This window comes from Desulfohalovibrio reitneri (assembly GCF_000711295.1).
GTDB lineage: Bacteria > Desulfobacterota > Desulfovibrionia > Desulfovibrionales > Desulfovibrionaceae > Desulfohalovibrio > Desulfohalovibrio reitneri.
Genome location: NZ_JOMJ01000004.1, coordinates 551924 through 574676, shown reverse-complemented (window position 1 = coordinate 574676; position 22753 = coordinate 551924). Strand labels below are relative to the sequence as shown.

Below are 22753 nucleotides of genomic sequence, written 5' to 3'. Positions count from 1 at the left end.
TGGAAGGTCAAATTCCGAGGAGGTAGCCACGGCAAGGGTCGTTCGCATTTCCAGGAAGCCTGAGGCGGAATCACCATGTTCCCCCTTTCCGCCGGTGGAAATCAGGCGGAAAACATGGCAGGAGAGAGAGCATCGGATTCGGTTCGCACCGCTTCTAACCACCAGTTCGGGAGATGCTATCCATGCGCCGCCTCTTGGTACTCTGCGCGCTTTTACTGCTTGTGGCCGCGCCCGCCGCGGCCGCCGAGAAATCCGCCACCATCGGCTACCAGCTCATCTTCAATCCCTGGAAGATCGCCATGGCCGAGGGATGGTTCGAGGAGGCAACCGGCTGGGAGCTGGACTTCCGCCAGTTCGACTCCGGCAGCAAGGTGCTGCCCGCCCTGGCCTCAGGCGACGTGGACATCGCTCTGGGCGGCTCCACCCCGGTGGCCACGGCCACGTCCTCCGGCCTGCCCGTGGAGCTGTTCTGGATCAACGAGGCCATTGAGGGGGCCGAGGCCCTGGTGGTGCGCGACGGCTCCGGCATCGTCGCCCCGCAGGATCTGCGCGGCAAGACCATCGGCGTGCCCTTCGTCTCCACCACCCATTTCCACACCCTGTTCGCCCTGGAACAGTTCGGCATCCCGGAGTCCGAGGTCAGGCTGCTGAACCTGCAGCCCAACGCCATCACCGCGGCCTGGAAGCGCGGCGACATCGACGCCGCCTTCGTCTGGAGCCCGGCCCTGGACCGCATCATGGAAAACGGCAAGGTTCTCATCACCTCCGGCCAGCTCGGCGACTGGGGCAAGCCCACCTTCGACGGCCTCATGGCCCGCACCGATTTCTCGCGCGAGAACCCGGAGTTCATGGTGGAGTTCGTCAAGGTTCTGGCCCGGACCAGCGCCCTGTACCGCGATAATCCCGAGGCCTTCACCCCGGACTCCAAAGAGGTCAAGGCCATCGTTTCCATGGTGGGCGGCAACGCGGGGGACGTGCCCACCGTGCTTTCCCGCTACGGCTTCCCCAGCCTTGAGGAGCAGGTGTCCTGCCAGTGGCTTGGCTGCGGCGAGGACGGCGGAGCGGCCCGCGCCCTGACCGCCACGGCCAAGTTCCTCAAGAGCCAGAAAAAGATTCCCCAGGTGGCCGAGAGCTACGCCAAATTCGTCAACCCGGAGTGGGCCGAGCGCGCCCTTCAGGAGCGGTAGCCGCCAAATGAGCGAGCTGGTTCTGGAGGAAGTCTCCCTGGCCTACTCCGACCCGGACGGCCAGGGAGAGACCCTGGCCCTGGACGAGGTGGACCTGACCATCCGGGACGGGGAGTTCGTTGTGGCGCTTGGGCCTTCCGGCTGCGGCAAGACCACCCTGCTCAACCTCATGGCCGGGTTCCTCCGCCCCACCCACGGCCGCCTGACCCTGGACGGCGAGCCCATCACCGGGCCGGGCCGCGAACGCGGCGTGGTCTTTCAGCAGCACGCCCTGCTGCCCTGGGAAAACGTGCTGGGCAACGCCGCCTTCGGCCTGCGCCTGCAGGGCGTGGGCAAAAAGGAGCGCCGGGCCGCGGCCATGCGCAACCTCCAGCGGCTGGGGCTGGCCGAGGCCGCCCACAAGCAGATTTACCATCTCTCCGGTGGCATGCAGCAGCGCCTCGGGCTGGCCCGCGCCCTGACCGCCAACCCGCGCATCCTGCTCATGGACGAGCCCTTCGGCGCGCTGGACGCCTTCACCCGAGAGTCCATGCAGGAGCTCATCCTGCAAATCTGGGCGGAGAAGGAGACCATGGCCTTCTTCATCACCCACTCGGTGGAGGAGGCCCTCTTCCTGGCCACGCGGCTGCTGGTGCTCTCGCCGAGGCCGGGGCGGGTGGTCCACTCCCTGGAACTGCCCTTCTGCAGCGAATACCTGCGCACGGGCGACGCCCGCTCCATCAAGTCCCGCCCGGACTTCATCGAACGCCGCGAGGAGGTGCTCTCCCTGGTGCGCGGCTTCGGCTCCAACGGCGCGTCCGCCGCCGCATTCACGGCGGGAGCGGCCTGATGCTTCCGGTGCGCGCCCTTTTCGGCCCCGGCCGCACCAGCCAGGTCTACGGGATGCCCGGCCAGGGGCGCAGCCTGGCCCTCAGCTTCATCTCCGCCGCGCTGCTGCTTTTGGCTTGGTGGACGGTCACCGCCTCCGGGCTGGTGGAGCCGCTCTTTCTGCCCAGCCCCGGCGAGGTCTGGCAGTGCTTCAAGGAGACCTCCTCCGACGGATTCGCCGGAGCGACCCTGACAACCCACCTGCTGGCCTCCATCTCCAGGGTGGGCGGGGCGTTCTTGCTGTGCATCCTCACGGCCGTGCCCGTGGGGCTGGCCATGGGCGTCTCCCGCGTGGCCCGGGGACTGGCCGATCCGCCCATCGAGTTCTACCGCCCCATTCCCCCGCTGGCCTACCTGCCGCTGATGATCATCTGGTTCGGCATCGGCGAGGTTTCCAAGGTCATCCTCATCTACCTGGCCTGCTTCGCGCCCATGGTCATCTCCACCCGCGCCGGGGTGCGCTCGGCCACCATGGAGCAGATCCACGCCGCCTACAGCCTGGGCGCCACCCGCACCCAGGTGCTGTGGCACGTCATCGTCAAGGCGGCCACGCCGGAAATCCTGACCGGCATGCGCATCGGCCTGGGCTTCGCCTGGACCACCCTGGTGGCCGCGGAAATGGTGGCCGCATCCCAGGGGCTGGGCTTCATGATACTCAACGCCGCGGAATTCCTCGTGACGGACGTCGTCGTGCTGGGCATCCTGATCATCGGGCTGATAGCCTTCGCCACGGACCTTTTGCTGCGGGTGGCGGAACGGAAGCTGGTGCCCTGGAAGGGGAAGGCCTGATTCCCTCGGACCGGGAAGACGTTTCCTAGCCGCTCCCCAGGGCTAGCCGCTCGATGCGCCCGGCGTGGAAGCGGAAGTGCCCCATGTCGATGCGCACCGCTTCGGCCAAGGTTATCCGCCCGGCGGAAACGTGGCGCAGCACCGCCAGCCGGTGCGCATCCGGCCCCAGTCCATCCACGATTCGCCGCAGCCAGCCCATGGCCTCCGCCCAGGCCGCGTGCGCCTCTTCAAGCCCTATTCCTTCACCGGGATGGAGCCGGGGCGCGGTCACGGGCATGGGAAGCGGCCACTCCAGTACGGCCAGGCTGGCCTTGCGGCGCAGCCAACTCACCGGCCCGCGCGGCGGGTTGGGCCTTCGCCGCAGTTCCTGGACGGTAGGCAATCTGCCCAGCATGTCGCGCTCGGCCAGGGTAAGATGCTCCAGCAGTTGGCCCAACCGCCAGCCGCCCTCACCCCGCCAGGCGGACGGCGGGGCTTCCTCCGAGATACGCAGCAGGCGGTGGCGAAGCTGTTGGAGTTCGTTCAGGCGGGCGGTCAGGTCCATGTCCGTTCCATGGCATCCCCCGCGCCAAATGAAAAGCCGCCCCCCACGCCGGGGGGCGGCCTCTCATCCGCATCACGCGGAACCTTCTCTCGGCGGAAGGTGGCCTAGACGTCGCCCAGGTCCGTGGACACGGCCTGGATGACCTCGCCACTGGCGTTGTAGGTGGCGGAGGCCTCGGTGGCCACCAGTTCACCCGCCAGGGACGGGTCCGCGAGGACCTGCCGGTTCAACCTGGCCTTGCGGATGTCCTTCATCATCTCCGAGTTGGACTCACCCTTCTGGGCTTGGACATCCTTTTCCTGGGCGCGCACCGCGAGATCCATCATGGGACCCGCTCCGATTTGGTTCACATCCATGGTGCACCTCCTTTCCCAATCCATGGGATATCAGGTTCGTATGTTTCCTTTCGGCGGCATGACCCGTTTACTTAACCCCTCTGGCATAAAAACTGCTAGGTACCCGGCGTCATGGAACATCAGTCCCCGGACCTGTCCCGGCTGACGGAACAGGCCCTCCGCCTTTTGGAACGCCCCAGGCTGCGAGTTCCCCTGCTGAGCGCACCGGCCGCGCCGCCATCCTCGCTGACGGACGATCTGGACCGCTTGGCCGCCCCCGACTTCAAGCCGGATGGCCCCTTCCTGCTGCGCCTGGCGGCAAAATACGGCCACGCTTACGCGCACGGCTCCCAGTTCGACTCCGTGGACGACGATGATCTGACGCTCTTTCTGGACCGTTTCGCCAACCGCAGACGCGGGGCGGAGAGTTTGCGCGGAAAAGAAGGACTGCGGCGCGACCTGCTGCACTCCGGCTTCGCCCTGTGCATGCTGCTGGATCTGCCCCGCACGGCGCACGTGCTGCGGGAGGTGCTGAACACGCCAGTCTCCGGCCCCGCCCCCTTTCTGGGCCTGGACATCGGCGCGGGCAGCGGCATCCTCATGGCGGCCATGCACGGCGCGGCTCGGCGCAACGGGTTCGAGCACCCCGAGTGCCTTGGCATCGAACGCGACCCCGCCGTTCGGGAGCGGGGCGACCGCCTGACCCGCTCCCTCGGGCTTGGACGCATTGTCGCAGGAGACGCCAAGCTGCCGGAGACATTCGCTGGCATGGCCGGGCGGCGCATCGCCTTCGTCTGCAACGAGACCCTGCCCAGCCAGGGGCGTCGGCTGTGGAAGGAGGATTTCACCGCCATCTCAGCCGCCCTCCTTCAGGCTCTGGCCGACGAAACGCGCGGAGCGGCCTTCTTCCCCGCCGCCCTGACGGCCGAAGCCGGGCCGCGCGGACGGGTCCGCCTGACGCCCGCCAACCGCTTCGCCCCGGAGACGGACGGCTATCCCCTGCGTCTCATGCGGGCCGAGGGCATTGAACTGGACGGCCGGGACATGGAGCTTTCCCAAGTGGGTAAGCCTTACACCGGACTGGTTCACCCGGACTGGCTCCTCCGCCTGGGCCGCCGCTGGTAGCCCTTGCCCCCGTCCGCGATTTGGGCCATGGTGCCCGCCTGCCGGGACCGCCTCCCGGACAACCGAATTCATTCAGGGAGTTACGCGCGACATGGAATGGCTGCCGCCGGATTTCTGGAAATATTTGCTCGCCCCGGTGGCCGGGGCGCTCATCGGCTGGTTCACCAACCACCTGGCCGTAAAGATGCTCTTCCACCCCCGCCGACCGGTGAAGGTGGGCCCGGTGACGGTACAGGGCGTCTTTCCCAAGCGCCAGCGCGACTTGGCCGCCAGGCTGGGAGAGATGATCGACCGGGAGCTGGTCAGCACCTCGGACATGGTGGAGGCGCTCAAGGACGCCGACCTTGGTCCCCGGCTGCGGGATACCCTGGACGAATACGTGGACCGGCTTTTGCGGGAAAAGCTGACCCAGGCCGTGCCCATGGCGGCCATGTTCCTGGGCGACTCCACGGTGGACCGCATCAAGGCCGTGCTGGTCCCCGAGATGGAGAAGATGATCCCCGACCTGCTGGACCGCGCCGGACAGGAGCTGACCACCTGCTACGACGTCTCCCAGGTGGTTCGGGACAAGGTGGAGTCCTTCAGCATCGAGAAGCTGGAAGACATCCTCTTCGCCATCATGAAGCGGGAGTTCCGCTTCATTGAGCTGGTGGGCGGCCTGCTGGGGCTGGCCATCGGCATCTTCCAATCCCTGCTCTTCGCCCTGGCGGGCTGACGGCTACCGCATGCCGCGCAGCCCGGCCTGCAGGGCCGCCTCGGCCAGGGCGCGCGGGGTGTAGGCGGCCGTGGCCCGGCCCATCTCCGCGTCCTCGCCGCTGGTCATGACAACCTCCACGTCCTCGGGCCGCAGATGGATGGACACGGTCCAGCCCTTGGCCCGGGCCAGGTCCACGATGCGCCAGGCATGGTCGATGCTCACGGAGTAGGGAGACACCTCCACCCGCATGTCCATGCCCGTTTCCAGGTCCTTGTCCACGCGGACAGGCTCGTCCCCGTCAGTCCAGACGACGCGGCTGGAGAAGAAAGCCTCCGCAACCTTGCCGTCCAACACCCTCTCGGGAAGCCGGCTGATCTCCTCGGGGTCCATACAGCCCCTTAGAACCTGTCGGAAGCCTTGCCGAAGGCGCGGCGCAGTTCGCCCAGGGCGTTTTCCAGCCCCTTGCGCACATCGCCCCAGGCCTCCGAGCCGCCCCGGCGCAGCAGGTCCAGCTTGTAGCGGGCGGTCTCGTACGCCTCGCCCAGATTGTCCACGCCATCGTCCCAGCTCTTGCGGGCGGTGGTCAGCCGCTGGCTGAAGTGGTCCAGCTGCTCCTGGGCCCGGCGCATGAACTGCTTGTTCTCCAGCCAGCCGTGGGCTTCGCCGGTCTGCGCTTTCTTGGCCAGGGTCTCCAGCTCCTTGCCGGTGGAAAAGACCACCGTATCGTGGGCCGGGATGGTCATGGGCTGCCCTGTGGAGGGGTTGCGGCCGGTGCGGGCCGCGCGGTGCTTGACGTGGAAGGTGCCGAAACCGCGCAGGCGCACTTCCTCCCCTTCGCCCAGGGACCTGGTCATGGTGTCCAGAATGGCCTCGTAGGCGTCCTCGGCCTTTTTCAGGGTCGGCAGGTCGGCCTGCTCCTTGATGAATGAAACGATGAAATCCTTGCTCATGCAGCCTCCTCTTGACGTGGCGGAGCGCGTCGTTAGCTTGTCCCTTCAATTCGCTCGAAAACCGAAGGAACGAAATGTATGGCCGATGACTCCCTGTCCCGCCTTCGGGACACGCTGGAACAATGTGAAGACTGGCCCTGCGAGTACACCTTCAAGTTCATCGTTCCCTGCCAGAACGTGGACCAGGTGCTCTCCCCCCTGGAAGAGGGTTTCTCCATTTCCACCCGCGAATCCCGCACCGGCAAGTACATCAGCGTGACCGCCGTCGGCCGCATGGCCTGCGCCGACGACGTCATCGAAGTGTACCAACGCATGGACGGGATCTCGGGCCTCATACCCCTCTAGTCCTCCCCCGCGTCGAGGCTCCGCCGGTAGAAGGCGGCCGCCTCGCCCGTCAGCCGCTCCCTCGGAGCCGGCCGGGTGTACATCATGTGGCCTCCCCGGAAGAAGGCCATGTCGATGTTCCCGCGCAGCCCTTCGGGCAGGAAAAGGTGGTTCACGGTGTACTTGGCGCCGAAGTACGGGGTGGCCAAGTCATAACGCCCGCAGGCCCAGAATACCCGCAGGCCGGGGTTGTCGAACATGGCCTGGCGCAGCGCGCGGGCCGTGTCGGCGAATCCCTGACCGCCCTCCAGGGCGCTCTCGAAATCCCATGACCTGTTGACCTCGGATGAAAGCGGCTCGTACGCCTCGTCGTTCTTCACCCGCAGTTCTTCCCGCAGGTAGTGGTTGATGGCCTCGGAGAAGGGGCCGAACAGCGGCTCAAGTGACGGGTCGAACCAGGCGCGGGCCTCGTCCGGGCGGGGGTTTGGCGCGGTCACGGTGGTGTCCATGCGGCCCACCACCTTGTTCTCGCCGCGCAGGAAGCGGGTGGTGAACGCACCGGCGTCCACCCGCAGGTCCATGCGCTCCACGTACTCCTCGGAAAGTCCGGTAAGTTCCGCCGTGCGCCGCACCAACTCCTTCCGCTCGGCGCCGCCCAAGGCCTGCCCCTTGAACAGCCCCCGCAGGTAGTCCCTGGAGGCGAATTCCTCGACCCGGGCAAGCACGTCCTTGAGCTCGCCCTGCAGACGGCCGTGGTGGTGGGCGGTGGCGGCGTAGGTGGGCAGGGCCAGGGCGTAGGCCAGATCGTGCCCCTGCGTGTAGAAAATGGTGGCATAGTCCAGCACCGGCGAGATGAGCACCAGCCCGTTCAAGCGCGCCCCGTAGGCGTCGTACAGCTTGTCCGCCAGCCCGGCCGCCCGCAGGGTACCGTAGGACTCGCCAGCGGCGAACTTGGGCGAGGTCCAGCGGTCGTTGCGAGTGAGCCACAGCCGCACGAACTCCGCCACCGAGTCGATGTCCTTCTCCACGCCCCAGAACTTTCTGGCCGCTTCGGTCTTGTCCGGCTGGGCGCGGGAGAAGCCCGTGCCCACGGGGTCAATGAACACAAGGTCGGTGAAGGGCAGCCAGGAGGAGGGGTTGTCCGTCAGCCTGGCGGGCGGCGCCGGCGCGGTGCCGTCCTCGTTGAGCACTACCCGCCTGGGGCCCATGAGCCCCAGGTGCAGCCAGATGGACGAGGACCCCGGGCCGCCGTTGAAGGCGAAGGTCACGGGCCGCTCTCCCGGTTCCGCGGCTTCAAGTTGATAGGCCACGTGGAACATGCGGCCCTTGGGGCCGTCATCGCCCGGCAGGCTGACCGTGGTCAGCCCGGCGGTGGCGTTGTAGCTGTAGACCCGGCCGTCGATCTCGATTTCGTGCCGGGTGACGGCCCGGGTGTCGGGCGGCGGGGATTCGGCCTTCCCGTTCCCGCCCCGCGCGTCGTCCGTGTTCCCCTGCCGGGCGTGCGCGGGGGGAGCCCAGACCAGCAGGGCGGCGAGCAGAAACAAAAGGGCAGCGAGAGCGCAAACGCGGAACGAGGTCTTTTCCATGCTGCCAACTATGCCCGAAACAGCGCGAATTGCAAGGGGTTGGCGGCGAAGAAGCCTAGTCCGCCCCCGCGAGTATATCTCCGGTGGCCGAACAGCCCAGTCGGTCCGCTCCGGCGCGGACCATGGCCACGGCCTGTTCGAAGGTCTTGATGCCCCCGGAGGCCTTGACCCGCGCCCGGCCCCCGGCCATGCGCCGCAAAAGGGCCACGTCCTCCACCGTGGCTCCGCCCGGGCCGAATCCGGTGGAGGTCTTGAGGAAGGCCGCCCCGGCCGCCAGGGCCAGTGCGGAGGCAGCGGCCTTGTCCTCCGCGTCCAGGGCGGCGGTCTCCAGAATGGCCTTCACCGGCCAGGGAGCGGCCGCCTGCACCACGGCGGCCACGTCCGCCAGGAAGTCGTGGTGGCGGCGGGCGGCCAGCAGGTCGCGGTTGACCACCATGTCCACCTCCCGCGCGCCCATGGCCACCGCTCGCCTGGCCTCGGCGGCCTTGCCGCGCGTCTCGTCCAGGCCGGAGGGAAACCCGGCCACGGCCACCGGAATGACTTCGGTTCCCTCCAGGAGCCGCGCCGCCAGGCCCACCTGGGCCGAGTAGACGCAGACCCCGGCGCAGCCGAAATCCGCGGCTTCCTCGCAGAGCCGCCGGATGGCCTCTTCCGGGGTGGCCTCGTCCAGCAGGGTGTGGTCGATGCGCGCGGCCAGGGCCGCCCGCGTCACGTCTGGCTGTTCCATTCTTCCCGACTACCGCAAAACGGCCCTGGAAACCAGCACCAGCCCCCTGGCTTTGCGACGAAGATGTGATAGAAAGCGGAGCATGAAACGCCGTCCTCCCCTCCCTCTGCTGCTGGTCCTGGCCCTGTCCCTTCTGGCCGCCTCCTGCTCCACAAAGGTCAAGGTCTTCGACGACTACACCGATCCCCTGCGGGAAGTGGTGTTGCGGGGCGATGCGGACGAGAAGGTGCTGCTCCTGCCCATCCGGGGCGTCATCACCCACGAGCCGGACCGGGGCGTGTTCACCACCCGCCCCGGCACGGTTCAGGAGGTGGCCGCCCACCTCAAGAAAGCCCGCAAGGACCCGGAAATCAAAGCCGTGGTGCTCACCGTCAACTCGCCCGGCGGCGGGGTCACGGCCTCGGACGTCATTCACCACCAGCTCACCCGCTTCAAGGAAGAAACGGGCAAGAAGCTGGTGGTCTGCATGCTCGACGTGGCCGCGTCCGGCGGCTACTACGTCTCCCTGCCCGCGGACCGCATCTACGCCCACCCCACCACCGTCACCGGCAGCGTGGGCACCATCTTCATCCAGCCGCAGGTGGCCGGGCTGCTGGACAAGCTGGGGGTGGAGGTCCGGGCCTACACCTCGGGCGAGCACAAGGACATGGGCTCCCCCTTCCGACACCCCTCTCCCGAGGAACAACGCATCTTCCAGGACCTCATCGACGAGTACAGCGGCCGCTTCCTGGAGTTGGTGGCCGCCTCCAGGCCGGTGAAGAAGGATGACCTGACCAGGGTGGCGGACGCCCGCATCTTCACCGCCCGGCAGGCCCAATCCATCGGGCTGGTGGACGAGATCGGCTTTCTTGAGGACGCCCTGGACGGAGCCAGGACGCTGGCCGGACTGCCGGACGACGCCCGGGTGGTGGCCTACCGCCGCACGGTCTACGCCGACGACACCGCCTACAACCCCGTGACCAGCGGCCCCGGCGGCCGCGACCCCCGCATTCTGGACCTGGGCCCGGCCGAGGCGGCGCGGAACCTGCAAACCGGCTTCCACCATCTCTGGCTGCCGCAGGCCCGCTAGGAGCCGGACATGGGCATTCTGGACAAGCTGAGCGGCAAGAAGAAGAACGACGGCGGCCAGGACAACGGCTGGCTGCTGCCAGAAGACAGCCGCGACTACGTGGCCGGGCTGTTCGAGAAAATGGAGGAGCCGGTCGATCTGCGATTGTACCTGCGCGCCGATGGCAACCAGCAGTACGCCGATTTCTGCCGCAAATTCTGCCGCGACCTGGCACGGCTGGGGGAGAAGGTACGGTTGGAGGAAATCGACCTGGATTCCGAAGCCGGCAAGGAGTCCGGCATCGCCGAGTCGCCCACCCTGCTCCTCTCCCGCGAGCCGTACAAGTTGGCCTATACCGGCACTCCGGCGGGCGAGGAGGCGCGTGTAATCGTGGACGCCATTGCGGCCATGAGCCAAGGCCGGGACGACCTCTCCGATACCTCCCGGCACGTGCTGGACGAGTTGCGCGACGAGCGGCGGGTGCGGGTTTTCGTCTCCCCCACCTGCCCCTACTGCCCCGGCCAGGTGGCCAACGCCCTGGCCGCCCACATGGCCAAGCCGGAGCTTGTCTCCGTGCAGGTTGTGGAGATCGCCGAGAACCAGGAATTGGCCCGGCGCTTCAACGTGGGCAGCGTGCCGCACACCACCATCAACGAACAACTGGACCTGCTGGGCATGGAGCAGCAGGAGCGGTTCGTCGCCGAAATGGTCTTTCTGATGACCGCCGAGGAGCTGGCCGAGAAGTACGGCGGACACGACCATGACCACGAACACCACCACGACCACGGCCCCCAGGTGGTGGACCGCGACCTGGTCATCGTGGGCGGCGGCCCGGGCGGACTGGCCGGTGCCATCTACGCCGTGCGGGCCGGGCTGCGCACCGTGGTCCTGGAACGCAAGAACGTGGGCGGTCAGGTGGCCGTGACCCCGGTGGTGGAGAACTACCCCGGCTTTTTGAGCACCCCCGGCTCCAAGCTGGTGGAGGTGCTGGCCCAGCACGCCCGGCAATACGTGGACGTGCTGGAGGGCGTGGAGGTCGGGGAAATCAAGGTGGGCCGGGACATCGAAGTGGTCACGCCGGGCACGGTGTACCGCTGCCGGGCGGTGCTGCTGGCCACCGGGGCCACCTGGCGCTTTTTGGGCGTTCCTGGCGAGCAGAAGTTCTACGGGCGCGGGGTGTCCCACTGCGCGGCCTGCGACGCCTACCTGTACCAGGGCCGCAAGGCGCTGGTGGTGGGCGGCGGCAACACAGCCCTGACCGACGCCCTGCACCTGAAGAACCTCGGCGCGGACGTGACCGTGGTCCACCGCCGCGACGCCTTCCGCGCCCAGGACCACTTGCAGCGCTCCATCCAGCGCGAGGGCGTGCCGGTGCACTGGAACACCGTGGTGGAGGAGATGCTGGGCGACGAGGAACTGGAGCGCGTTCGGCTGCGCAACGTGGTCAGCGGGGAGACCTGGGAGGAGGAGACGGCCGGGCTCTTTTTGGCCATCGGCGAAAAGCCCAACAACCAGCTTGCCCGCCAGCTCGGCCTCAAGCTTTTGGACGACGGCTCCATCGAGACCGACCGCTTCGGCCGCACATCCATCCCCAGAATCTACGCCGCGGGCGACGTCACCGGCGGGGTGCGGCAGATCGTCACGGCCATCGGCGACGGCTCCGCTGCAGCCATGACCGTGTTCGAGGACCTCAAGCGCATGGAATCCGACCAAGACGCCACGGAGGCGACAACATGACGGAAATCAACACCTACTCCTTCGGCAACATGAAGGTGGACGGCAAACAGGCCCGCAACGACGTGAAGATCATCCAGGGCCGGGTGAACGACGACTGGTGGCGCAAGGAGGGACACAACTGCGCCCCGGAGGACGTAAAGGACATCCTCCAGGCCGGGCCGGAGGTGCTGGTCATCGGCACCGGGGCCAACGGCGTCATGCGGGTGGACCCGCGCCTGAAGGACGAACTGGACAAGCGCGGCATCGAACTCATCGCCCAGAAAACCGGCGAGGCGTACCAGACCTTCAACAAGCTGGAAAAAGAAGGCCGCGACGTGGCCGGGGCCTTCCATTTGACCTGCTGAAAGGGCCACCCTCGGACACCGGAAAAGCCGCCCCCCGGGTTCGCTCCGGAGGGCGGCTTTTTGTATCCGGCTTGGCGGGTCCCTCGCTGATCCCGCGCCATTCCCCCTACGTGTTCTCGTTCATCTGCTCGATGAGCTGCTGCAGCCGCTGGGCCTGGCGGGCCAGTTCTTCCACCGCCTCGGCGGATTGGCGCGTGCCCTCGCTGGTCTCCTGGGTGACCTGGGAGATGTCCTCCACCGCCCGGTTGATCTCCTCGGAGGCGGCCGACTGCTCCTCGGCCGCGGTGGCGATGGAGCGCACTTGGTCGGCGGACTCGTCCACCAGGCGCACGATCTCCCGCAGGGCCTGCCCCGACTGGTTGGCCAGTCCCGTGGCCTCCTCGATGGACTTGTCCGCTTCCTCCACCGATTCGATGTTGCGGCGAGCACCTGTCTGGATGGCCTTGATGGCGGAGCTGACTTCCTTGGTGGCTTCCATGGTCTTTTCCGCCAGCTTGCGCACCTCGTCGGCCACCACGGCGAAGCCGCGCCCGGCCTCGCCCGCGCGGGCCGCCTCGATGGCCGCGTTGAGCGCCAGCAGGTTGGTCTGGTCGGCGATGTCATTGATGACGTCGATGATGCGTCCGATGCCTTCGGCCTGCTGACCGAGCTGGTCCATCTCCGTCTTGAGCTGCTGGGCCTGCTCGTAGACGCGCTTGATGGCCCGCACCGACTCCTCAACCACTTCCGCGCCCTGGTTGGCCTTGTGGGAGGCGGCCTCTGTGCTCTCGGCGGCCGAGGAGGAATTCTTGGCCACCTCCAGCACGGTGGCGTTCATTTCCTCCATGGCCGTGGCAGTTTCGCCGGTGCGCTGGCTCTGCACTTCCGAGCCCCGCTTAACCTCCTCCACCTGGGCGGTCAACTCGTCCGCCGCGGAGGTCACGCTCTCGGCCACACCCGCGGCGTCCGAGGCGATGGCCGAAAGCTTGTCGAGCAGCTTCTTGACCCGCGCCTCCTGCATCTGGGCCTTCTCCATGGAGGACTCCGCCTCCTTTTTGGCCTGTTCCGCCTCGTAGGCCTGGGCGTCTGCCTCCTCCATCTTGGCCTTGAGGCTGGCCACCATGGACTCGATGGAGCCCTTCACCGTGCCGAACTCCGCCTTGAACTCGCCTTCGCAGGTGGCGTCCAGGTCGCCCGCGGCCACCTTCCCGGCATAGTCGCGCACTGTGTAGAGGGGCTTCAGCACACCACGCTTAGTCAGGGTGAAGCACAGTCCCAGCACCAGCAGCAGAATGGCTCCGGAAATGCCCAGGGTGCGAATCTGCGAGGCGGCCATGTCCTGCTTGGTCTCGGCCAGTGGGTAGCGGACGGAAAAAGCGCCGTGGATGCTGCCCACCTTCCAGCCCTCCTTGGTGCCCCCGGTGACATCCTTGGCACCCTTGGGCTCGCCGTGGCAGTACATGCACTCCGGGGAGAGGCGGATGGGCCGGAAATAGTACACGAAATCGTCGGTGACGATCGTTTTGTCAGCCAGCTTTTCCGCCTTGAGTTCCTTGAGCACGTCCAGTTCGAACGGCGTGGGCTCGTTGGTGGGATTGCGGGGGCTGACCTTGGGCACGCGGAAGGTGTAGCCCGCCTCATCGGCGTTCATGGCCGCGGTCTGGATGGCCGTGATGACCGGCACCGCCTCCATGACCTTCTCCTTGGGCAGCTGGTCCAGGGGCCGGATGACTCCCTCTTCCAGCTTCTGCGACATCTTCTCGCGCGTGGCCTCGGCCATGAGGACGATTGACTCCGCCTTCTCCCGGATGGACTCGATGCTGAGGCTCTGGATGGTCTTGCTTTCCAGATAGAAGCTGGCCGCCAGCAGGAGTATCGGGCCCATGGCCGCGATGAAAAGAATCTTCCATTTAATGCTGAGTTTTCCGAACATTGCGGCGAGGCCCCCGTGCTGAAGCTGTGGTTGTTCAAGCCCGTCACTCCCCGTGGGAACCGGGCCACGGACCACAGCCTAGCCGGTAGGCCTTCTCGCGCAATTAGATTTTCCGGCGCAGGATTATATCTTGCGCCGAGGCCATGGCCGCGAGGCTGAATCGCTCACGACCCGAGGTGAAGGCCCTCGCTCCGGCCTCGGTCAAAGAATGCCTGGACCCCAGCAACTCCACGGCAATCCGGCCCAGAGCTTTCCAGTCTCCCGGCCGGGCCAGAAAGCCGGTCTCCCCCGGCTCGATCTGCTCGGGGATGCCTCCCACGGCGAAGGCCAGCGTTGGGGTGGCCGAGGCCATGGCCTCCAGAATGATGAGGGGATGGTTGTCCGCCAGGGTGGGGTACAGCAGCAGGTCGGCCGCTGCCATGACCAGCCGCAGTTTGGGCTGGTCCAGATAGGGGAAACGCAGCAGTCGCCCTTCCCTGCCGGACTCCCCGCCGCCCGCCATGAGGCACAGGACGTCGGGCAATTCCCCGGCGATGCGCTCCCACACGCCGCGCCAGCGCTCCCCGCCCTTGAACCCGGCCTTCTCCGCGCCATGGGCGGCGAACAGCGCCACCCGCGCCCGTTCGGCGATTCCCAGGGCGTGGCGCGCCTTTGCCCGGGAGGGCCGCTCGTCCGGCCACTCCACCCCGTTGGGAACCACCTCCACCGGGCGCTCCAGAACGCCTCCGGCCAGCTTGGCCATCCAGCGGGAGGGGGCGACGAGCGTGGGGGCCGCGTCCTCCACGGCCGCCAGCGAGGCCTCGGCCAGGGCCCGCGACCCGGCGTGACCACGGGGACAGGGATCGGGGCAGCCGCGCTCGTGTTCCCGGCAATCCACCGGGAAGGGGCAGCCGCCGGTGAACAGGCGGCAGTCGTGCAGGTGGACAACCAGGGGAGCGCCCCGCAGCCCGCCCAGCAGTCCGGGCCAGTCCAGGCTGGAATGCAGATGGAGGATGGCCCCGGATTCCACGGCCCGGGCAAGACGGATTTCCGACGGTTCTCTGGCCAGGGCGTCCGCCCCTTCCTGGGTTTCGGCCATCTCGAAGGTCCGTCGGCAGCGCCAGCCCAGTCCGGGCAGTCCGGCGGCCAGCATGTCCGCCACTCTGGCCGCGCCGCCGCGTGATTCCAGCAGGCTGTGCTGGACCACCAGGGGGGAGCCTCGGCCGGTCACGCCCGCTCCAGCAAATCCTGCTTCAAGGCCCAGACCACCAGGCTTTCCGCCTCATCGGCGCTCAATTGCTGCGTGGCCGCCAGCAACGCGGCCAACTCGGCGCCGTCCATGGGCTTGCGCGCCCGGAACAGCAGCGCCTTGACCAACTCCGGCGTGACCACGTGGGACAGCCCGCCGTAGATCAGTGGAAAGTCGCGGCCCTGATACACCGCCCGGCCGTATCCGCTCCAAACCAGAGTGGTCCCGGTCAGGCCGGATTGGCTGGGAAAGTCGGCGAAAACCCGGCCGTACGGCACGTGCAGGGGGTGCGGGGCGTCGCCGGGCTTGCCCGGGTCCAGCCGCCACAGTTCGTCCCACAGGTCCAGGTGCATCTCCACCACCCGGCTCCAGCCGTATTCCTCGGCCCGGGTCCGGGCGGCCGCGCCCATCTCCCGGCGCAGACCGGGGTCCGTGGCCAGCCGCTCCATGGCCCTGGCCAGGGCGGGCACGTCCACGGCCGTGGTTTGAGAGAGGAGCAGGTGGTATTGATTATCGTAGAGCACCCGGGCCAGGGCGTCGTCCGCCTCGGTGTGCTCGCGGAACAGGGTCGGGACCAGCAGGCCGGTCTCGCCGTCAAGCACCAAATCGCGGTAGCCGTCGTAGTCCGAGGCAACCACCGGCAGGCCGCAGGCCGCCGCCTCCAGCATGGTCAGGCCAAAAGTCTCCTGGGGGTTGTCCGATGGGCTGACGAAGAAGTCCGCCGCCTGGAAGAGGCTCCGCTTCTCCGCCTCGCCGGGTCTGGGCAACACACGCGCGTCCAGCCCGGCGTTGGCCGCCAGTTCGCGCAGGGTGTCCAGAAAGGGTTCGTCCTCCTCCGTGGCCCACCCCGCAAGCAGCAGGGTCAACTCCGTGCCGTCCGCTTTCAGCCTCCGTGCGGCCTGCAACAGCGGCAGCAAGTCCATCTTGGCGTGGTGGGAGAGTCGTCCCAGGCACAGCGCGGCCGGAGCCTCGTCCAGCCCCCATTCCGCGCGGGCGGCGGCGCGTTCCCCATGGCTGGCGGGTTCCAACTCCCCGGTGTCCACTCCCAGGGGCACACGGCGCAGGCTGGGACCGGGAAACCGGTCCTCATCCAGCCCCAGGCCGGAGCGCAAATGGCTGAACAGCCGCCCCACAGCGCTCTCAGCCGCGCTGGAGGTGCAGACGATGCAGTCGCGCGGCGTGGTGGCCGGGGAGAAGTGCGGCAGCAGGGCCTGGGCGTAATCCGCCCGGCTGAGGGAGTGGGTGGTGCCGGTCACAGGAAAAACGGCTCGCGAATGCAGGGCGCGCAGCCTGGGCACGTGGGGCTGGCTGGTCAGGCAGTCGGAAAGATGGAGGCAGTGGAAGGCGGTATCCGCCAGCCTGGCGGGCAATTCCTGCCGGAAGGCCAAACGCAGCCGTCCTTCCTCCACCAGGTCGGGCCGGATCGCCTCCGCCCCTTGCCGGGCGGCTCGCATGGCTTCTTCGCTGGGCAGGAAGAAGTGGTACTCCCGGAAGGGGTCCGCCAGCAGCAGAGCCCGCATGAACCCGGCGTTGGCCACGGTTCTGCCCATGATTCCGCCCCCTTCGAAAAAGGGGTCCAGGGTGGCGAAAATGCCCCGTTTGTCCATGCCGATCAGGAGAGCCACACATCCTCCCCGAAGTCAACGCGGGGGAATGGATGAAAAAAATGGCCCGCCCTTTGCATAACCTCTTGCCATGACAGGCACCCAGCGCCAACGATCTGACAGGAGAGGGGATATGCAACGGGGTGAGACGCCTCGCGTCATGTGGGGGCTCGGACTGGACGAGAGCGACGAGCGGGTCATCGCGGACGCCGCCGGAGAGGGGTACACCCTGCGCGGACTGCCCGGGGGGCGGATTCCCGAGTCAGCCGACGAGTCCGAGCCGTTCCTCATGTGGGTCGGCTCCGGCGCGTGGCGGGACCTGCCGGACGTCGAGCGCGCCCGCCTGGAGGCCTGGGAGGAGACCCAGCGCATCCTGGTGCTGGACTCGGAAGAGCGGAACCTGGACATGGAGATGGTGATGGAGGAAGGCTTCCTCACGGCCGTGCGCACGCCTTTGGAGCGCGATGACGTCCATGACGCCATGCACCGAGCCACGGAAATCACCGCCCTTTACGCCGACATCTTCCGCATGACGCGGGAAATCTTTCTGGAGCGGGAGCTGCTCACCCGCAAGACGGACCAACTCCTCTTCCTCAACCAGATTCTCAGCCGGGCGGCCGAATCCCTGGACGCGGGCACCATCCTGGAGCGCGCACGGGAGGACATGAACCTCCTCTTCGAGGTTTCCGCGGTGCAGGCCTGCTTCTGGCGGGTGGCGGACAGCGAGTCCGTGGAAGCGGAAATACTGCTCTCCCCGCTTGCCCGGGGCTCCTCCCGCGAGGAATGGGTGGAGTACATGCTGGAATCCGCCGGGCGGCTGGCCACGGTGCCTGTTAAGGACTTCCACGTGGAGCTTCTGCCCGGGTACGACGAGGACGGCGCCCCCCTGCCCCCGCCCCGCAAGGAATCCACCGTGCTGCTGCCCCTTCGCTCCGGGTACGAGTGCTTCGGCTGCCTGGCCCTGACCTCCCCCGATGGCATCAAGCTGGCCAAGGACCAGACCCAGACCGTGCGGGCGGCGGTCAACCACTTGGCACTGGCGCTGAAGAACGCCCAACTCTACGACCAGGTCAAACACCGGGCCGACTACGATGGTCTGACCCGCATCCACAACCGGGCCAGCTTCGACGAGCGGCTGGTGGAGGAATTGAAGCGCCACCAGCGCTACAACCAGAACCTTTCACTGCTGCTTCTGGACCTGGACCACTTCAAGCGGATCAACGACGACCACGGCCACCAGGCCGGCGACGCCGTGCTGCGGGAAATCGGGCGGCTGCTCACCAACAGCCTCCGCTGCTGCGACTTCACCGCGCGCTACGGCGGCGAGGAGTTCGTCATCATCCTGCCCCAGACCAGTGAAGCGGACGCCTGGGTACTGGCCGACAGGCTGCGCCAGACCATCTCGCGCAGATCCTTCGACTTCGAGGGCAAGTCCGTCCGCGTGACCTCCTCCATCGGCGTGGCCTCCATCTCGCCGGGCTCGCTCTCCCGGGTGCGGGATCTGGTGCGCGAGGCGGACGAGGCCCTCTACCGGGCCAAATCCAACGGCCGCAACACGGTCTGTCTTTCCAGCGGCTGCAACGAAACGGCCCTGCAGCAGTAAATCGTTCCCTCCCTTTTCCCCGGGGCGGTCCCGCCGTCCCGGGGAAGCTTTTCACAGTGTCCAATCCGGCCTTGACCATCCCGCCTCCGCCGGGCACCCTGCCAGCCTTTCCCACATCACCCGCACGGAGCGAGGCATGTACAACGAACTCCTCTGGCTGGGCTTCGCCCTGCTGGACCTGGCCATGGTCCTGCTCGTCTTCCGCTATTTCGGCAAGGTGGGCATGTTCGGCCTGGTGGCCTTCAACCTCATCGTCTGCAACATCCAGGTGCTGAAGACGGTGGAGATGTTCGGCCTGACCTTCACCCTGGGCAACGTCCTGTACGCCTCCGTGTTCCTGTCCACGGACATCCTCAGCGAGTTCTACGGCAAGGTAGTTGCCCGCCGCGCGGTCTTTCTGGGCTTCGTCGTGCTGCTGCTCACGCTCGTCTACATGCAGCTCGCCCTGCGCTTCGTCCCCGCACCCAGCGACTGGGTGCAGCCGTACCTGGAGTCCATCTTCGGCTTCCTGCCCCGCGTGGTGCTGGGTTCGCTGGTCGCCTACCTCGTTTCCCAGCTGCACGACGTCTGGGCCTTCCACTTCTGGAAACGGCGGACCCAAGGCGGCAAGCTGTGGCTGCGCAACAACGCCTCCACTCTGGTCAGCCAGTTGCTCGACTCGGTCATCTTCTGCACCATCGCCTTCCTGGGCGTCTTTCCGTGGCCGGTGTTCTGGGAAATCCTGCTGACCACCTACGGAATCAAGCTGGTCATGGGGCTTTTGGACACCCCCTTCATCTACCTGGCGCGGCGCATCCGCCCCCTGGAGGTTCCGGACGGGGACGCGGCCTGACCGGTCTGCGCCTGTCGCCAGACGCCGGCGTTTCGGGTATGCTCATTTGAAAACGAAAACTTCTGGAGCCAGCATGCAAACTTGCGAACTGCTCATCATCGGCAGCGGCCCGGCCGGCACCTCCGCGGCCATCTACGCGGCCCGTTCCGGCATCGAGACCAAACTCATCGGCTGCCGGCCCAAGTACGCCGGGGAATACGACATCGACAACTACTACGGCTTCCCCGAGACCATCTCCGGCAAGGAACTGCAAAAGCGCGGCCTGCAGCAGGCCGAACGCTTCGGGGTGGAGGCGGACTGCGATCGGGCCCTGGCCGTGCACGTTCTGGACAACAACCGCTTCCGCGTAAAAACCGAGACCCGCGAGATCGAGGCCTGCGCCCTGCTCCTGGCCACCGGCGTCTCCCGCACAAAACCCGGTATCTCAAACCTCTCGGACTACGAGGGCAAGGGCGTCTCCTACTGCGTCTCCTGCGACGGCTTCTTCGTCCGCGGACGGCCGGTGATGGTGTTGGGCGAAGGCAATTTCGCCGCCAACCAGGCCTTCGAGTTGATGGATTACACCGACAAGGTCACCATCTGCACCCAGGGCAAGGCGGTGGGCATGCACCACGAATACCTGGACAGGCTGGCCCAGTCCGGCATCGAGGTCATCGAGCAGAAGATCGTCCGGCTGACCGGCGACCCCGCCCTGGAGGAAGTGGTTTTCGAGGACGACGAGAGGCGCGCCGTTGAGGGGCTCTTCATCGCCCAGGGTCAGGCCTCCAGCTCCGACTTTGCCTACACCCTCGGCCTGGAGCGCGACGGCGTATTCATCAAGGCGGACAACGAGCAGAACACCTCCATGCCCGGCGTGTTCGCGGCCGGGGACTGCACCGGCGGCTTTCTGCAGATCAGCGTTGCCGTGGGCGAAGGCGCCAAGGCGGCCAAATCGGCCATTGAATACGTCAAGCGGAACTGCCGCTGAAACGCGGGCTTGACAAAAGGGCTGACAACGAATTATATATTCCCGCTCTGCGTTGGCATCGTGTTATGGGCCAATAGCTCAGTTGGCAGAGCCACCGGCTCATAACCGGTCGGTCCCAGGTTCGAATCCTGGTTGGCCCACCATTAAGCGAGATCGGTTTTGCGCGTACTTACCAACATATACGCCGCGCCGGGTATGCGACACACCGGCCCGACGCTCCAGGAAAGGTGCTTCCCGAGGTCCATCCGCCCGGCAAGCACCTTTCTCGTTAGAGGCACATGAGGACAGACGAACTCATCGCCCTCATCGAGGAGACCGCCCCGCCGGGGCGGCAGGAGTCCTGGGACAACAGCGGCTTGCAGGTGGCCGGGGAGCGGGAGGAGACCACCCGCCTGGCGGTCACGCTCGACCCCATGCCCCGAACCATCTCCCGGGCGCTCGACCAGGGCGCCGACTTCATCCTCTGCCACCACCCCCTGGGCATAGCTCCCCGCCTGCCGGACGCACCCGGGCCCTTCCGGGACGTCCTCAAGCTTCTGCTCTGCTCCGGAACTTGGCTTTACGCCGCCCACACCTCCCTGGACACTGCCTTCGGAGGCCCACCCACTTGGCTGGGCGTGGAGCTGGGCCTGCGCGGCCTCGCCCCCCTGGCCCCCAGCGCGGGGTACGAGGGCATGGGGCTAGGCTTTTTGGGGGACCTGCCCGAACCGCTCGACGAATCCGGACTGCTGGTCGCCCTGGCCGACGCGGGGGCTCCCGCCAAGGCCGTGGCCGGAGAGGCGCGCGGTCCCATCCGCAAACTGGCCGCCTGCCCGGGGTCCGGCACCTCGCTCATGGACGCCGCTTTCGCCGCCGGGGCGGACGCCTTCGTCACCGGCGACGTCAAATACCACCAGGCCCAGGAGGCCCGGGGGCTTGTCATCGATGTTGGCCATTTCTCCCTTGAGGAGGAAATGATGCGCCGCTGGGCCGGGAACTTGGCCCGAGCCCTCGAGCCCCGCGGCGTGGAGACGACCTTTTTTCCAGGCTCCGACCCCCTCAGACAGCCCGCTTAGGGGGCCTGAGCCCAAGATCACTGCGCGGCCACCCGCGCGAGGAGACGCGACGCATGTATCAGAAGCAAATCGAACAGCTCGTGGTGCTGCAGCACCTGGACGAGGAGATCGAGGTCCTGGAAGCCGAACTGGAGGCAGCTCCCCAGGAGCTGGCCACACTGGAACAGCGGTACCAGGCCATCTCCTCCCAGCAGGCCCAGGTGCAGGAGAAGGCCGAGCACCTCAAGGAGCAGAAAAAGCGCCTCTCTTCCGAGATCGAAGAGGACAACCTCAAGATCAAAAAGAGCAAGAACAAGCTCATGATGGCCTCCAACACGCGCGAATACCACGCCATGATGCGCGAAATGGACAACATGGAGAAGCTCAACCGCCTGCGCGAGGAAGAAAGCATGACCCTCTCCGAGGAGCTTTCCCGCCAGGACCAGGCCATGGAGCAGCTCAACTCCACCGCCAAGGAGCTTGAGGAAGAGCTGGAAAGCCATCGGGCCAACCTGCAGGAGCGGCTGAACACCGCCCAGGCCAAGCTGGACGACCTCAAGAACAGCCGAGCCGAGTCCGGCAAGATCGTGCCCGCGCCCATCCTGGCCCGCTACGAGTTCATCCGCAACCGCCTGCACAACCCGGTCATCGTCTCGGTGGCCGAGGGCGTCTGCACCGGCTGCAACATCTCCATCCCCCCGCAGACCTTCAACGAGCTGCAGCGCGGGCAGCAGATTCATTCCTGCCCCAACTGCCAGCGTCTCATCTACTGGGAGCAGCACGGCCCTGCCCAGTCCGAGCAAAAAGAGGCCTCCGAGGCCGAGGCGTAGTGGACAGAATCGCCTCCGACCACTAGATAGCGTTGGCGGAAGCCGGACGGGTTGCCGCCGCGGGGGGAAACCCCGGGGAGGAAAGTCCGGGCTCCGCAGGGCGGGACGCTGGGTAACACCCAGGGGGAGCGATTCCCGGAAAGTGCCACAGAAAACAGACCGCCTCCCTAGCCGGAGGTAAGGGTGAAACGGTGGGGTAAGAGCCCACCAGCGGCCGCGGCGACGCGGTCGGCTTGGCAAACCCCGTCCGGAGCAAGGCCAAATAGGAACGCGCTCGAGGCCGGCCCGGCCGAAGCGTTCGGGTAGGCTGCTGGAGGCCGCGGGCGACCGCGGTCCTAGAGGAATGGCAACCGCCCCCGTCCGCGGGGGAACAGAACCCGGCTTACAGTCCGGCTTCCGTTTTTTTCCGCAAAGGCGGGACCCTCGCGAGGGTTCCCGCCTTTTTTATTCCACCCCTTTTCCACCGCCCGCGTCCGGCCGTGC

Annotated in this window: 23 protein-coding genes, 1 tRNA gene and 1 other RNA gene; 16 read left to right on the top strand and 9 right to left on the bottom strand. The window is 67.0% G+C overall.

Annotated features, from left to right (window positions below):
- Positions 1 to 182 precede the first annotated feature (182 nt).
- The 3 genes from tauA to N911_RS0115255 are packed head-to-tail and all read left to right on the top strand — an operon-like array spanning position 183 to position 2843.
- Complete coding sequence (gene tauA / locus N911_RS0115265; protein WP_202593883.1) at positions 183 to 1187, top strand: taurine ABC transporter substrate-binding protein; 1005 nt, start codon at positions 183 to 185, stop codon at positions 1185 to 1187.
- Positions 1188 to 1194: 7 nt separating this feature from the next.
- A complete protein-coding gene (locus N911_RS0115260) occupies positions 1195 to 2016 on the top strand; it encodes a taurine ABC transporter ATP-binding protein (protein ID WP_029898651.1) in 822 nt (273 codons plus the stop codon).
- Complete coding sequence (locus tag N911_RS0115255; RefSeq protein WP_029898650.1) at positions 2016 to 2843, top strand: ABC transporter permease subunit; 828 nt, start codon at positions 2016 to 2018, stop codon at positions 2841 to 2843. The genes N911_RS0115260 and N911_RS0115255 overlap by 1 nt, the downstream gene beginning before the upstream one ends.
- A 25-nt stretch (positions 2844 to 2868) precedes the next feature.
- On the opposite strand, the gene N911_RS0115250 is transcribed toward N911_RS0115255, so the two are convergent.
- A complete protein-coding gene (locus tag N911_RS0115250) occupies positions 2869 to 3387 on the bottom strand; it encodes a DinB family protein (RefSeq protein WP_029898642.1) in 519 nt (172 codons plus the stop codon).
- A gap of 104 nt (positions 3388 to 3491) precedes the next feature.
- Positions 3492 to 3743 carry a hypothetical protein gene (locus N911_RS0115245; RefSeq protein ID WP_237559990.1) on the bottom strand — a complete coding sequence of 84 codons (252 nt, stop codon included), beginning with the start codon at positions 3741 to 3743 and terminating at the stop codon, positions 3492 to 3494.
- A gap of 111 nt (positions 3744 to 3854) precedes the next feature.
- Between N911_RS0115245 and N911_RS0115240 the strand changes: the two genes are divergently transcribed.
- Positions 3855 to 4847, top strand: coding sequence for a hypothetical protein (locus N911_RS0115240; protein ID WP_051694485.1), 993 nt, complete (start codon positions 3855 to 3857; stop codon positions 4845 to 4847).
- Between the two features lie 91 nt (positions 4848 to 4938).
- Entirely contained in the window at positions 4939 to 5562 is a 624-nt protein-coding gene (locus N911_RS0115235) for a DUF445 domain-containing protein (RefSeq protein WP_029898638.1), read from the top strand.
- 3 nt (positions 5563 to 5565) lie between these two features.
- Here the strand turns inward: N911_RS0115235 and N911_RS0115230 are convergent, their stop codons facing one another.
- Positions 5566 to 5934, bottom strand: coding sequence for a hypothetical protein (locus N911_RS0115230; protein WP_029898636.1), 369 nt, complete (start codon positions 5932 to 5934; stop codon positions 5566 to 5568).
- Between the two features lie 8 nt (positions 5935 to 5942).
- Positions 5943 to 6494, bottom strand: a complete 552-nt coding sequence (locus tag N911_RS18145) for an HU family DNA-binding protein (protein WP_035105604.1) — start codon at positions 6492 to 6494, stop codon at positions 5943 to 5945.
- Between the two features lie 78 nt (positions 6495 to 6572).
- Between N911_RS18145 and N911_RS0115220 the strand changes: the two genes are divergently transcribed.
- Positions 6573 to 6839: a DUF493 family protein gene (locus tag N911_RS0115220; protein ID WP_029898633.1), complete on the top strand. Its 267-nt coding sequence runs from the start codon at positions 6573 to 6575 to the stop codon at positions 6837 to 6839.
- Here the strand turns inward: N911_RS0115220 and N911_RS0115215 are convergent.
- Together N911_RS0115215 and deoC are read right to left on the bottom strand one after the other, a co-directional pair.
- Complete coding sequence (locus tag N911_RS0115215) at positions 6836 to 8404, bottom strand: S10 family peptidase (RefSeq protein ID WP_051694483.1); 1569 nt, start codon at positions 8402 to 8404, stop codon at positions 6836 to 6838. The two genes, N911_RS0115220 and N911_RS0115215, sit on opposite strands and share 4 nt — an antisense overlap.
- Before the next feature lie 55 nt (positions 8405 to 8459).
- On the bottom strand, positions 8460 to 9131 hold the full coding sequence (gene deoC, locus N911_RS0115210) for a deoxyribose-phosphate aldolase (protein ID WP_035105602.1): 672 nt from the start codon (positions 9129 to 9131) through the stop codon (positions 8460 to 8462).
- Between the two features lie 82 nt (positions 9132 to 9213).
- On the opposite strand from deoC, the gene sppA reads away from it, so the two are divergent.
- The 3 genes from sppA to N911_RS0115195 are packed head-to-tail and all read left to right on the top strand — an operon-like array spanning position 9214 to position 12260.
- On the top strand, positions 9214 to 10200 hold the full coding sequence (sppA, locus tag N911_RS0115205; protein WP_029898626.1) for a signal peptide peptidase SppA: 987 nt from the start codon (positions 9214 to 9216) through the stop codon (positions 10198 to 10200).
- Positions 10201 to 10209: 9 nt separating this feature from the next.
- On the top strand, positions 10210 to 11916 hold the full coding sequence (locus N911_RS0115200; protein WP_051694481.1) for an FAD-dependent oxidoreductase: 1707 nt from the start codon (positions 10210 to 10212) through the stop codon (positions 11914 to 11916).
- Positions 11913 to 12260 carry an Mth938-like domain-containing protein gene (locus N911_RS0115195; RefSeq protein ID WP_029898624.1) on the top strand — a complete coding sequence of 116 codons (348 nt, stop codon included), beginning with the start codon at positions 11913 to 11915 and terminating at the stop codon, positions 12258 to 12260. Before N911_RS0115200 ends, N911_RS0115195 begins: the two co-directional genes overlap by 4 nt.
- A gap of 106 nt (positions 12261 to 12366) precedes the next feature.
- Here the strand turns inward: N911_RS0115195 and N911_RS0115190 are convergent, their stop codons facing one another.
- From N911_RS0115190 to N911_RS0115180, 3 genes are all read right to left on the bottom strand, one after another.
- Positions 12367 to 14172 (bottom strand): methyl-accepting chemotaxis protein, encoded by a 1806-nt coding sequence (locus N911_RS0115190; RefSeq protein ID WP_029898623.1) that lies wholly within the window; start codon positions 14170 to 14172, stop codon positions 12367 to 12369.
- A gap of 103 nt (positions 14173 to 14275) precedes the next feature.
- The gene (locus N911_RS0115185; RefSeq protein WP_051694479.1) at positions 14276 to 15382 is read right to left on the bottom strand and encodes a glycosyltransferase; all 1107 of its coding nucleotides are present in this window, start codon (positions 15380 to 15382) and stop codon (positions 14276 to 14278) included.
- The gene (locus tag N911_RS0115180) at positions 15379 to 17025 is read right to left on the bottom strand and encodes a glycosyltransferase family 4 protein (RefSeq protein ID WP_341860312.1); all 1647 of its coding nucleotides are present in this window, start codon (positions 17023 to 17025) and stop codon (positions 15379 to 15381) included. The genes N911_RS0115185 and N911_RS0115180 overlap by 4 nt, the downstream gene beginning before the upstream one ends.
- A 112-nt stretch (positions 17026 to 17137) precedes the next feature.
- Between N911_RS0115180 and N911_RS0115175 the strand changes: the two genes are divergently transcribed.
- From N911_RS0115175 to rnpB, 7 genes are all read left to right on the top strand, one after another.
- Positions 17138 to 18607, top strand: a complete 1470-nt coding sequence (locus tag N911_RS0115175) for a sensor domain-containing diguanylate cyclase (protein WP_029898618.1) — start codon at positions 17138 to 17140, stop codon at positions 18605 to 18607.
- Between the two features lie 136 nt (positions 18608 to 18743).
- Positions 18744 to 19439, top strand: coding sequence for a queuosine precursor transporter (locus N911_RS0115170; RefSeq protein ID WP_029898616.1), 696 nt, complete (start codon positions 18744 to 18746; stop codon positions 19437 to 19439).
- A 73-nt stretch (positions 19440 to 19512) separates the two neighbouring features.
- Positions 19513 to 20406 (top strand): NAD(P)/FAD-dependent oxidoreductase, encoded by an 894-nt coding sequence (locus tag N911_RS0115165; protein ID WP_029898614.1) that lies wholly within the window; start codon positions 19513 to 19515, stop codon positions 20404 to 20406.
- A gap of 67 nt (positions 20407 to 20473) precedes the next feature.
- Positions 20474 to 20549 (top strand) — tRNA-Ile (locus tag N911_RS0115160).
- 135 nt (positions 20550 to 20684) lie between these two features.
- A complete protein-coding gene (locus tag N911_RS0115155; protein WP_029898612.1) occupies positions 20685 to 21461 on the top strand; it encodes a Nif3-like dinuclear metal center hexameric protein in 777 nt (258 codons plus the stop codon).
- Between the two features lie 53 nt (positions 21462 to 21514).
- Positions 21515 to 22270, top strand: coding sequence for a zinc ribbon domain-containing protein (locus tag N911_RS0115150; RefSeq protein ID WP_029898610.1), 756 nt, complete (start codon positions 21515 to 21517; stop codon positions 22268 to 22270).
- A gap of 38 nt (positions 22271 to 22308) precedes the next feature.
- An RNA gene (rnpB, locus tag N911_RS17805) (RNase P RNA component class A) lies at positions 22309 to 22671 on the top strand.
- Positions 22672 to 22753: the final 82 nt, after the last annotated feature.

Coding starts and splice junctions, on each gene's coding strand:
- tauA (WP_202593883.1), top strand. CDS start 183: ATGCGCCGCCTCTTGGTACTCTGCGCGCTTTTACTGCTTGTGGCCGCG.
- N911_RS0115260 (WP_029898651.1), top strand. CDS start 1,195: ATGAGCGAGCTGGTTCTGGAGGAAGTCTCCCTGGCCTACTCCGACCCG.
- N911_RS0115255 (WP_029898650.1), top strand. CDS start 2,016: ATGCTTCCGGTGCGCGCCCTTTTCGGCCCCGGCCGCACCAGCCAGGTC.
- N911_RS0115250 (WP_029898642.1), bottom strand. CDS start 3,387: ATGGACCTGACCGCCCGCCTGAACGAACTCCAACAGCTTCGCCACCGC.
- N911_RS0115245 (WP_237559990.1), bottom strand. CDS start 3,743: ATGGATGTGAACCAAATCGGAGCGGGTCCCATGATGGATCTCGCGGTG.
- N911_RS0115240 (WP_051694485.1), top strand. CDS start 3,855: ATGGAACATCAGTCCCCGGACCTGTCCCGGCTGACGGAACAGGCCCTC.
- N911_RS0115235 (WP_029898638.1), top strand. CDS start 4,939: ATGGAATGGCTGCCGCCGGATTTCTGGAAATATTTGCTCGCCCCGGTG.
- N911_RS0115230 (WP_029898636.1), bottom strand. CDS start 5,934: ATGGACCCCGAGGAGATCAGCCGGCTTCCCGAGAGGGTGTTGGACGGC.
- N911_RS18145 (WP_035105604.1), bottom strand. CDS start 6,494: ATGAGCAAGGATTTCATCGTTTCATTCATCAAGGAGCAGGCCGACCTG.
- N911_RS0115220 (WP_029898633.1), top strand. CDS start 6,573: ATGGCCGATGACTCCCTGTCCCGCCTTCGGGACACGCTGGAACAATGT.
- N911_RS0115215 (WP_051694483.1), bottom strand. CDS start 8,404: ATGGAAAAGACCTCGTTCCGCGTTTGCGCTCTCGCTGCCCTTTTGTTT.
- deoC (WP_035105602.1), bottom strand. CDS start 9,131: ATGGAACAGCCAGACGTGACGCGGGCGGCCCTGGCCGCGCGCATCGAC.
- sppA (WP_029898626.1), top strand. CDS start 9,214: ATGAAACGCCGTCCTCCCCTCCCTCTGCTGCTGGTCCTGGCCCTGTCC.
- N911_RS0115200 (WP_051694481.1), top strand. CDS start 10,210: ATGGGCATTCTGGACAAGCTGAGCGGCAAGAAGAAGAACGACGGCGGC.
- N911_RS0115195 (WP_029898624.1), top strand. CDS start 11,913: ATGACGGAAATCAACACCTACTCCTTCGGCAACATGAAGGTGGACGGC.
- N911_RS0115190 (WP_029898623.1), bottom strand. CDS start 14,172: ATGTTCGGAAAACTCAGCATTAAATGGAAGATTCTTTTCATCGCGGCC.
- N911_RS0115175 (WP_029898618.1), top strand. CDS start 17,138: ATGCAACGGGGTGAGACGCCTCGCGTCATGTGGGGGCTCGGACTGGAC.
- N911_RS0115170 (WP_029898616.1), top strand. CDS start 18,744: ATGTACAACGAACTCCTCTGGCTGGGCTTCGCCCTGCTGGACCTGGCC.
- N911_RS0115165 (WP_029898614.1), top strand. CDS start 19,513: ATGCAAACTTGCGAACTGCTCATCATCGGCAGCGGCCCGGCCGGCACC.
- N911_RS0115155 (WP_029898612.1), top strand. CDS start 20,685: ATGAGGACAGACGAACTCATCGCCCTCATCGAGGAGACCGCCCCGCCG.
- N911_RS0115150 (WP_029898610.1), top strand. CDS start 21,515: ATGTATCAGAAGCAAATCGAACAGCTCGTGGTGCTGCAGCACCTGGAC.